The following is a 9,292-nucleotide window of genomic DNA, read 5'->3' on the forward strand; positions in this document are numbered from 1 at the left end:
AATGAATTTTAATCAAGATAGTTATTCAGACGCTTTAGGGCTAAATGAGCAACGCAACAAAAACAACGTGATGCTGGATTTTACTCGATACGAACTAGGTGGGTTATTTGCGAATGTGGTTGATATTCCAGCAGACGCAGCGGTATCACGTAGTATTGAGTTAGAGAACGATGAGAATGATGTTCTGCTGTACGAACTCGAACGCCTTGCATTTCTTCCACAAATCGCTAATGCGGTACGTTGGTCTCGGTTATTTGGTGGTGCTGCGTTGGTGTTAATCACTGATGACGGATTGTTAAATGAGCCATTAAACACAGACCGAATGACAAAAATCAGTGAGTTGCGTGTTTTTGGGTTAGATCAGATTACGCCGACCAGTCAACGCTATTTAGATCCGAAAAAATCGAATTTTGGGCAGTATCAAAGCTATTTTGTGCAGTTAAATAATGCACAAGTGGAAATTCACGAAAGCCGAATGTTGTTTGTATCAGGTGACGCATTACCTGAAAAAGCAAAAAATGGTATTCATTGGAAAGGTAGGGCGGTTACTCGAGTATTTGAGAAAATTGCGATTTATGAAAATTCACTGCATTTAAGCAATGAAATCTTACGTCGTAAGCAGCAACCTGTTCATCGAATGAAAGGGCTTGCAACAGCGATAGCAAACGGACTAGAAGATAGCATTCGTAGTCGTGTGTCGATGGTGGAAAAAGCTAGAAATTCACTTAATGCGGTGGTGGTCGATCAGGAAGATGATTACACCATCATCAACGCTGATTTAGGCGGTGTAGTTGATATTCTTGACGAGTTAAAAGTTGCCATTTCTGCTGATACAAAAATACCTGTGTCGATTTTGTTCGGACAATCTGCAAAAGGAATGAACGCTACTGGTGAGAATGATATTGAGAGTTTCTATGACCTAATCGAAGGCATTCAACAAAATAAAATCAAACCAGTGTTGGAAAAGCTACTTGAATTAATCGCACTTCAAAAGCACGTGAAAGCAAATAACGATTGGTCTATTACATTCCCGTCATTAAAAACACCAACTGACGCAGAAATTGCGAATGTGGAGAAAGTCAAAGCAGATACGAAAGCAGTTGAAACGAAGCGGTTGCTTGATTTGGTGGACGCAGGGGCGTTATCTAATGACGAATTGCGAGATTTACACAGCGAAGAGTTAAACCTGAAAGGTGCAGCAGATGAAGATTCGGAAAATACGCAAGAAACCGAAAGCGTGGTTATTTCCAACATCAGTGGAGCGAGCTTACACAAGCACTCTCATTAAGCTAGCTCAGCAAATAGAAAAAGAAGCTCGTGATTTTTGTAAAAAATGGGCAGAAACTGACTCGTTGCGGCATGATAGCTTGGAAGACTTGCTACTGAAATGGCTTGAAGAACTTGCGTCTGCGTTGTTGTTTTGGGTGTCAGATGATGAAGTGATCCGCCTAGTTCGTGATTTTGCCCATCAAACAAGCGATTTCAACAAACGACAACTCCATAAAGTGCTGAAAAGCGTTTATGGCGTGGATATTTTCAAACACGAAGATTGGCTTGACTTACAGTTAAAACTGTTTGAAAAGCAGAACACTGCCTTGATTAAGAGCATTCCCACGCAGTTGCACGAAAAACTGCGGTATCGTTTTGTGGAAGCGGTGAGAAAAGGTGAACGCTGGGAAAGTGTTGCAGATGAAATTGAAGATATCTTAGCTATTCCAAAAAAACGAGCAAGATTGATCGCACGTGATCAAATCGGCAAGCTCAACGGGCAGCTTACTAAACTCAGACAAGAGCAAGTCGGCATTACACACTACATTTGGCGGACAATGCTAGATGAGCGAGTGCGAGATAGTCACCAAGAGCGAGAAGGTAAACAGTTTTCGTGGGCAGAAGCACCCGAAGACGGACACCCACAACAGCCGATTTTATGCCGTTGTTATGCCGAGCCTGTGTTGCCTGAGTTTGATGATTTTGTAGAAGGGATGGATAAGCCGTATAATACTTCAATAGCAAGTAGTAGATCTGCAAAGCCGAAAGAGTTATATTCTGTAGACAATACATTATATGGTAATTCAAAAGTGAAAAGTGCTGAATTGTTGAGAGCGAGAGCTGAAAAAATAGAGCCTAAAATTACGAGTGATATAACTCAAATTATTGCTTCAGTTGGTGGTAAGGTGGAGGGGCTTGAATATCGACTGAAATCTCTTAACTCTTTAGAGCGTAAAATCAAAACAGAAATGTTAGCTGGACTTTCTGAGCAGCAAGCTATTGCTAGTGTTAAAGATGTAGTTCGCTATACATCAATCTTTGATGGCGATACTTTTGTGGCACAGTATCAGAAGATGCAAAAGATTCTGGCGACCAAAGGCTATCGAACAGTTATTGTTAAAAATACTTGGCAAGAAGGTGCAACTTACAAAGGGATTAATACTTTTGTAAATGCGTTTGTTGAAAAAGATAATATCATCTTTGAAATGCAGTATCACACAAAAGAGAGTTTTGAACTAAAAAACGGTAAGTTACACCAACTTTACGAGATATTTCGTGATCCTAAAACATCTCCACAAGAAAAAGTGAAAATTTCACTTGAAATGCAGAAATTAAGTGCTAATCTTAAAGTACCAAAAGATATATCGTTAATTAAAGGGAAAAAATAATGTATCAATACTATTTAGCTGAACTTGGCGATAATCGACAAAAACTCATTCGTGGCAATCCTGCTGATTGGCTCTCATTTGCTACATACGAGCCAGAACAAGAAGATTGGGATCAGAAATTCGGTACATTTTGGGCGGATAAAATTCTTGTGAGTGGTTTTTCTGATTATGAAGAAATTTCCGAGAAAGAAGCTATCCATTTCATCAAGGTGCATTGATGTTAGCGATTAAAGCCAAGCAGTTTGCTCAGAAAGCTCACGAAAAACAGCTTGATAAAGCAGGGCAACCTTATATCAATCATTTGCAATTTGTGGCTGATTTAGTCAAAAATGAAAGTGATGAAGTTGTCGCAACAGCTTGGCTTCACGATAGTGTTGAAGATACAGAAACTTCATTAAGTGATATTTCGGCTTTATTTGGTAAAGTCGTTGCTGATTCTGTGAATGCAATTACCAAGCGACAGGGCGAAAATTATCAAGATTATTTATTACGTGTGAAATCGAACGAGATTGCGAGAAAGGTTAAGATTGCAGATTTAACACATAATATGGATTTAAGTCGCCTATCGATAACGACTGAAAAGGATTTATCTCGACAGAGAAAATATCAACAAGCCAAACAATTTTTACAAACCTAGCCTAACCGCTAGGTTTTTATTTCCAAAAACAAACCCCGAAAGGTGCGAACTTTCGGGGTTTTTCATTTCCATAATCACAACCATTAAGGAAACGATTTATATGACAAGTTTAAAACTTATCCTATCAATTATCAAGGAGTTTAGAATGATGACCGAACGTTTATCAACATTGCGATTTTGGGGTATTTGGCTACTTGGTTTTTTGGTTGCGGCTGCAATTTTCGTAAACGCAATTAAATGGTGGTAACAATGACAATGCGATACGATCGCCTTGAATTTAAGGCGGAGAAAGATCAAAACGGGTTTATTCGTGACACCCCTGTTCTAACAAGAACGGGGGTTTTTATTTATCAGCAGCCTGATGGCACATCAAGACGTGAATATCGTCCGCCTGATGAGGTGTTTAAAGCGGACAGTTTGAATGCGTTTAAGGGCATTCCGATTACTGATGAGCATCACGGCAAAATCACGGGTAATAATGCTCAAACGCTTGTAATTGGGTCGGTGTTATCAGTTGGACGACAAGATGGCAAAAATTTGATAGCGGATATTGTTATCCACAACACTAATCCGATTACAACAAAAGGCAAAAAAGAATTATCGGTAGGCTATGAAGTAGAGCTTGAGATGACAAGCGGAATAACTGAAGACGGTGAACCGTACGATGCAATCCAACGTAATATCAAGCCGAATCATTTGGCTATCGTAAGCAAAGGGCGAGCAGGTAATGCTCGGTTAAATATGGATGCGGCTGATGCCGTACAATTTTTGGAGAAACACAACGTGGAAAAACCAGAAAATCTCTCAAATGTTCGTTTAGACAGTGGCATTACCTATCAAGCCGCCCCTGAAGTAATCAACGAACTCAATAAATTCAAACAAGACGCAGCAAATGCTCAAGCGGAAAAAGACAAAGAAACCGCCCGTGCAGATGCCGCAGAAGCGAAAGTAAAAGAGCTTGAAAGTAAACAAGAGCAGATGAAGCAAGATGCTTTTGAGCAAGCGAAAAAGCGTTTAGCGTTGGAAGCGGCTGCAAAAAGTCACAAAGTTGAAGTGAAAGCAGATAGCACAGACCGACAATTACAAGAAGCAGTAATTAAAGCGGTGCGTGGCGATAGTGTGGACTTAAAAGATCGTTCAGACGCTTACATTGAAGCGGCGTTTGATATGGCATTAGCTGATAGTCAAGCTCGTGCGGATAACGAAGCTCAACAACGCTCTACGTTAACACAACCACAAATGCAAATGAATCAAGACGGCAAACCTGAATTAACATTATCTGGTCGTGCCAAAATGATGGCAAGCCGTAACTAATAAGGAGCAAAAAATGGCAAAAATTTATGATGATCGTCAAGCAGTAGCTTTCGCTGGTATGAAAGGTGATAGTGGTTTTGATCGTGTTGAAACCTTTGCAGCAGAAACCGCAATCCCTTTTGGAACTATTGTTACTGTTGGCACTAAACCAACACAAGCAAAATTAGGTGGTACAGTTGCAGTAGGTATCGCATTGCACAGTCACGCTGTTGCGGAACAATATGCGAAATTTGATGCAGTTTCTGTAATGACCCGTGGTTTAGCGTGGTGTTCGGTAAAAGGTGCTGATGCCGTAACTGAACGTGGTGGTGTGAAATTCGATCCTGCTACTGGTTTAGTGTCGGACGCTGCAAGCACAGCGTTACCAAATGCAATTTTCCGCTCAGGCGTAGTGACAACACCGTTTGGCAAAATTGCCTTAGTGGAACTTCACGCACCACAGAAATAGTATTTATCAGTTAATCACTTCACACATAGGGCGATCTTATTAGGTCGCTTTTTTATTGGAGAAACAGAATGACAATGCAAAATTTTAATGCAGACCAAGCCGAATTGACCGAAATCAACAAATGTTTACGTGTTGCAGGTACTTTCAACCAAGACGCAGGTTTATTTACTGCTCGTCAGTTGGAAGTTGTGCGTAACAAAGTTTATGAAGAAAAATTACCGCAGATGAACGGTTTGGCATTAGTGCCGATTTCAAGCGAAGCTCCTGAATGGGCGGAAACAGTGGTAGAAAAAACCTACTCTCACGCAGGTATGGCGAAAATCATCGCTAATTATGCCGATGACTTACCACGTGCGGACGTTGCAGCAACTGAACGTGCGGTAAAAGTGAAAAGTATCGGTGCAAGCTATGGCTACAACTTGCAAGAGTTACAGGCAGCAGTAGCAAACCGTACGGATTTACCGACTGCGAAAGCTCGTGCAGCTCGCCGTGCAGTGGAAATCAAACTCAACCAAATTGCCTTATTAGGCGATGAGGAGTACGGCTTAAATGGTTTTATCAACCACCCGAATTTAGGCGAAACCGCTTTAACAGGCAACTGGAAATCTGCAACTGCGGAGAAAATCTTAGAAGATTTAGATAATCTCTACAACACCGTGGTGTTGCAGTCTAAAGGCGTTCACCAACCAACACATTTAATTATGGCGTTGACGGATTATCAGACCTTAGGCAGTAAATATCTCTCTAATGCAGATAAAACATCGGTGTTGGCTTTCTTCCAGAAGAAATACCCATCACTTACCATTCAAGGTATTTGGGAGCTTGAAAAAGCAAGCAAATCAGGCAAAAACTTAGTGATTTGCTATGAGAAAAATATCGACAACTTGAATTTAGAGTTGCCAAAAGACTTTGAGCAGTTGCCAGCACAGGAACGCAACCTTGAGCTTGTAGTGAACTGCTTAGCTCGTGTGGGCGGTGTGTTCTTGCGTTATCCATTATCAGCGGTGAAAGCGGAGGTGCAATAATGCTAGTCAAAAACGTGGAACCCCGTTTAATTCACATTGGGGGCGAGTTTATCGCCCCGAATCAAACCGTAGAAATTGCGGACGATGCCGTTGGCTTGCAGTCGTTTTTAGACCGTGGCGTTTTAGTTAAGGTTGAAGAGCCGAAAGCAGAAGAGCCGAAAGCTCAAAATGGGAAAGGTAACAAAAAGGAAGGCTAGGTTATGGACGTGATCTCAATCTTACCGCTAATTTACCCTGACTACGTAAAAGCCGATAGTGCGGTGTTAAATATGTCCGTTTCGTTAGGATTAGATCACGCGCCGAAGTGCCTACCCGCTGAAAAACAGCAGTTAGCCGCTGCCTATTACACTGCATACTTACTTGCTCAACATCTCGAAAGCAACATCAATCCGCAAGGGTTAAGTAGCGAACGAGAAGGGGATTTAGCGGTAAGTTATAGCCTTGAACATCGTAAATCCACACAGTTCTTGGCGAAATGGCAAGAACTCAATGCGATTTGTGAGCGAATGGGTGCTATTACAGTAGGGTTCAACAATGTCGGTTGCTGATCGGGATTTAGGCTTTCTAAAAGCGGTCACCAACATTGAGAAACTGGCTAAATGTCAGGTCAAAATTGGCATTCAAGCGGATAGTGGCAGCTACCCAGACGGTACTAGCGTTTTAGATGTGGCGGTTTGGAATGAGTACGGAACAAGGCACATTCCATCTCGCCCTTTTATTCGTCAATGTTATGCCTTGCATTCAGATCAAGCCTTTCAATTGTTAAAACGAAGTGTGTCACTTGTCAGCAATGGTACGCCACCATTTACCGCATTATCTCAAGTTGGCTTGTGGTATGAAGGGAAAATGAAATCCGTGTTGCGTACTTTTGCGTGGCAACCTAATGCACCGCAAACGATCAAACGGAAAGGGTCAAGCAAGCCGTTGATTGATACAGGGCAACTGCTGAATAGCATTCGGTATGAAGTGGAGAGTTAATCAATGCAGACATCATTTCGTAGAGAGTATCAAAAAATACAATCAAGCGATGGACGGTATGAAAATGGCGAGTGGATCAAGGGCGAAACGTCGATTTTGCATTTTTTTGCGACAATTCGACCCGTTGCAATGGATAAACTTTCGCCGCAGCTACAAGGGTTGCATATCAGCAGTGCGATTGTGATTTATAGCGATGATGACGTGCTTTCAGTCGCTGGGGAAGATTTGAAAGGCGGCGACAAGGTTATTTTTGACGATCAGGAATATCTTGTGGTTAGCCGTTCGCATTTTCCTACAACGAGTCTGAGCCATTATCGCTATCACGCAGTGAGAGTGAACAATGCAGACTAAAATTTACCCGTTGTTGTCGGAATTATTCAATGTGCCGTTAATTCGAGCCTATCAAGACGGCAAAGAGCCACCGAAACCTTTTGCAACTTACGCTTTGCGATGGGAAACCTTGCCAGAGCATTTTTGTTATAACGCTATTGGTGATGGTAAAGCAGTATCACACATTGAAAGTACGTTAGAGCTGCAAGTATTTGGTGAACGGGCGTTAAGGTTGCTTACGCAAGCCATTTTCCGCCTGAAATTGCAAAGCACGCTTGAAAAATGGGCAAATGCAGATATTACGGTGGTAGAAATCGGCAAAATCTCGGATATGCCTTACCTAAACGAAGCTCAACATTATGAGCAGCGAGCGATTGTAGAAATCCGACTGCGGTATAGCGTAGAGCTTGACGACAACATTCCTTTCATTCAACAGGTTGAGATCGAAAATCTCGATAATCATCACATTACACAAATAGGAGTACAAAATGGCGAAAATTGATCGTCTTGTAAATGTACAAATTGAGCTAGGAACAACTGCCATTCAAGGCAAATCATTCAGTGATATGTTGATTTTAGCCAAACACAGCCTTGCTACTGGTCGCATTATGGTAGTGACGGACGCTAATCAATTACTTGATTTAGGTTTACCACCAACCGATCCGCTTTATTTAGCCACATCAGCCGCCTTTGCTCAAGGTTCGCACGTTTCACAGGTCTTTATTGGACGCGTGAAAGCCAATCGCTATGAATTAGATTTAAGTGAAATTAAATCGGGTAATAAATTCAAAGCGAAAGTGCAAGTTTTAACGAATGGTAATTACAAATCGCACGATGTCGAAGTGAGCTTTACTTCGAGTGCTTCAGCTACTACAACCGCATTAAAATCGTCACTTGAAGGATTAAGCTCTCCGATTACGGTATCAGCCAGTGGTTCAACACTCACTATTGAGCCAACGGGAAATGCGGATGTGGTTTTAACGGATATTCAAGGCGGTGTATTAACTGCAACTTATACAGAAAACTTCACTGTGGCGTTGGCAGCGTGTGCTAAAGAAAACAACCGCTGGTACGGATTGGGTTTGGCAAGTCGTGAACAATCTGAAGTATTAAAAGTGGCAGATTGGGCGGAAGCTAATGGTAAGTTATTCTTAACGGCAAGTGCTGACCCTAATATCCTTGTGCCATCTTCAAATACTGACTTAGCAAGCGTTTGTAAGGAAAAAAATTATTTCCGAACTGCTGTAATGTACTCACATAAAGCAGAAAGTGAATACCCTGATATGGCGTTGATGAGTTACTGTTTTACGTTCTATCCAGGCGCGGAAAACTGGAACTTGAAAAAACTTGCTGGGGTGTCGCACTCGCCACTTGCTGAAGGTGAATTTATTGCAGCGAAAAACAAAAACTGCACCACTTTTGAGAACTTCAATGATAGTTTTTCAGTAACACAAGGTGGCAAAGTAGCAGGTGGTGAATGGATTGATGTGATTCGTTTCCGTGATTGGTTGTTGCAAGAAATCCAAATCAATACCACATCAGCGATGATTAACGCCTACGGCAAATTGCCTTACACGGACGCAGGTATTGAAGTTATCGGGCAGTCAATTCGCCAAGCACTTGATTTAGGGGTGGCTCGTGGCGGCATTGCACCAGTGGAATTAGATGAATCAGGTGCGGAAGTGAAAAACTACGTCATTACCTTACCGAAAGCGGCGAGCGTTTCTGACAACAACAAAGCTCTGCGTATCTTGCAAGATGTGAAATTCTCTGCTCGGTTAGCAGGAGCAATCAATGTTACTGAAATCAAAGGTAACTTGGCATATTCGCTGTAATTCAAATTAACATAGCATAATTTAACTGGCGGTCAATTTTGGAAACTTCTCTGAAATTGACCGCACTT

Annotated in this window: 13 protein-coding genes; all 13 read left to right on the forward strand. The window is 41.8% G+C overall.

All coding sequences use genetic code 11. The features are described 5' to 3' along the window. The first annotated feature begins 1 nt into the window (after position 1). The 13 genes from ACUXZ4_RS04435 to ACUXZ4_RS04495 all read left to right on the forward strand — a co-directional run bounded on the left by ACUXZ4_RS04435 (position 2) and on the right by ACUXZ4_RS04495 (position 9,224). The gene (locus ACUXZ4_RS04435) at positions 2-1,288 is read left to right on the forward strand and encodes a phage portal protein (protein WP_464973835.1); all 1,287 of its coding nucleotides are present in this window, start codon (positions 2-4) and stop codon (positions 1,286-1,288) included. Beyond that, complete coding sequence (locus ACUXZ4_RS04440) at positions 1,203-2,657, forward strand: phage minor head protein (protein WP_464973836.1); 1,455 nt, start codon at positions 1,203-1,205, stop codon at positions 2,655-2,657. The genes ACUXZ4_RS04435 and ACUXZ4_RS04440 overlap by 86 nt, the downstream gene beginning before the upstream one ends. Next, the gene (locus tag ACUXZ4_RS04445; protein ID WP_464973837.1) at positions 2,657-2,875 is read left to right on the forward strand and encodes a hypothetical protein; all 219 of its coding nucleotides are present in this window, start codon (positions 2,657-2,659) and stop codon (positions 2,873-2,875) included. Before ACUXZ4_RS04440 ends, ACUXZ4_RS04445 begins: the two co-directional genes overlap by 1 nt. Continuing rightward, positions 2,875-3,294 carry an HD domain-containing protein gene (locus tag ACUXZ4_RS04450; RefSeq protein WP_464973838.1) on the forward strand — a complete coding sequence of 140 codons (420 nt, stop codon included), beginning with the start codon at positions 2,875-2,877 and terminating at the stop codon, positions 3,292-3,294. The genes ACUXZ4_RS04445 and ACUXZ4_RS04450 overlap by 1 nt, the downstream gene beginning before the upstream one ends. Positions 3,295-3,543: 249 nt before the next feature. Next, positions 3,544-4,608, forward strand: coding sequence for a DUF2213 domain-containing protein (locus ACUXZ4_RS04455; RefSeq protein WP_464973839.1), 1,065 nt, complete (start codon positions 3,544-3,546; stop codon positions 4,606-4,608). 13 nt (positions 4,609-4,621) lie between these two features. Then, positions 4,622-5,056: a structural cement protein Gp24 gene (locus ACUXZ4_RS04460; RefSeq protein ID WP_464973840.1), complete on the forward strand. Its 435-nt coding sequence runs from the start codon at positions 4,622-4,624 to the stop codon at positions 5,054-5,056. A gap of 68 nt (positions 5,057-5,124) precedes the next feature. Next, on the forward strand, positions 5,125-6,081 hold the full coding sequence (locus ACUXZ4_RS04465) for a DUF2184 domain-containing protein (RefSeq protein WP_464973841.1): 957 nt from the start codon (positions 5,125-5,127) through the stop codon (positions 6,079-6,081). Beyond that, the gene (locus ACUXZ4_RS04470; protein WP_464973842.1) at positions 6,081-6,278 is read left to right on the forward strand and encodes a hypothetical protein; all 198 of its coding nucleotides are present in this window, start codon (positions 6,081-6,083) and stop codon (positions 6,276-6,278) included. The genes ACUXZ4_RS04465 and ACUXZ4_RS04470 overlap by 1 nt, the downstream gene beginning before the upstream one ends. 3 nt (positions 6,279-6,281) lie before the next feature. Next, the gene (locus ACUXZ4_RS04475) at positions 6,282-6,629 is read left to right on the forward strand and encodes a hypothetical protein (protein WP_464973843.1); all 348 of its coding nucleotides are present in this window, start codon (positions 6,282-6,284) and stop codon (positions 6,627-6,629) included. After that, positions 6,616-7,059, forward strand: a complete 444-nt coding sequence (locus ACUXZ4_RS04480; protein ID WP_464973844.1) for a phage virion morphogenesis protein — start codon at positions 6,616-6,618, stop codon at positions 7,057-7,059. Before ACUXZ4_RS04475 ends, ACUXZ4_RS04480 begins: the two co-directional genes overlap by 14 nt. Before the next feature lie 3 nt (positions 7,060-7,062). Continuing rightward, a complete protein-coding gene (locus ACUXZ4_RS04485) occupies positions 7,063-7,410 on the forward strand; it encodes a hypothetical protein (protein WP_464973845.1) in 348 nt (115 codons plus the stop codon). Further along, positions 7,400-7,891 (forward strand): phage neck terminator protein, encoded by a 492-nt coding sequence (locus ACUXZ4_RS04490; RefSeq protein WP_464973846.1) that lies wholly within the window; start codon positions 7,400-7,402, stop codon positions 7,889-7,891. The genes ACUXZ4_RS04485 and ACUXZ4_RS04490 overlap by 11 nt, the downstream gene beginning before the upstream one ends. Beyond that, positions 7,878-9,224 (forward strand): DUF3383 family protein, encoded by a 1,347-nt coding sequence (locus ACUXZ4_RS04495; RefSeq protein ID WP_464973847.1) that lies wholly within the window; start codon positions 7,878-7,880, stop codon positions 9,222-9,224. Before ACUXZ4_RS04490 ends, ACUXZ4_RS04495 begins: the two co-directional genes overlap by 14 nt. The last annotated feature ends 68 nt before the right edge of the window (positions 9,225-9,292 follow it).

It is taken from the genome of Reella acinonychis (assembly GCF_052828705.1).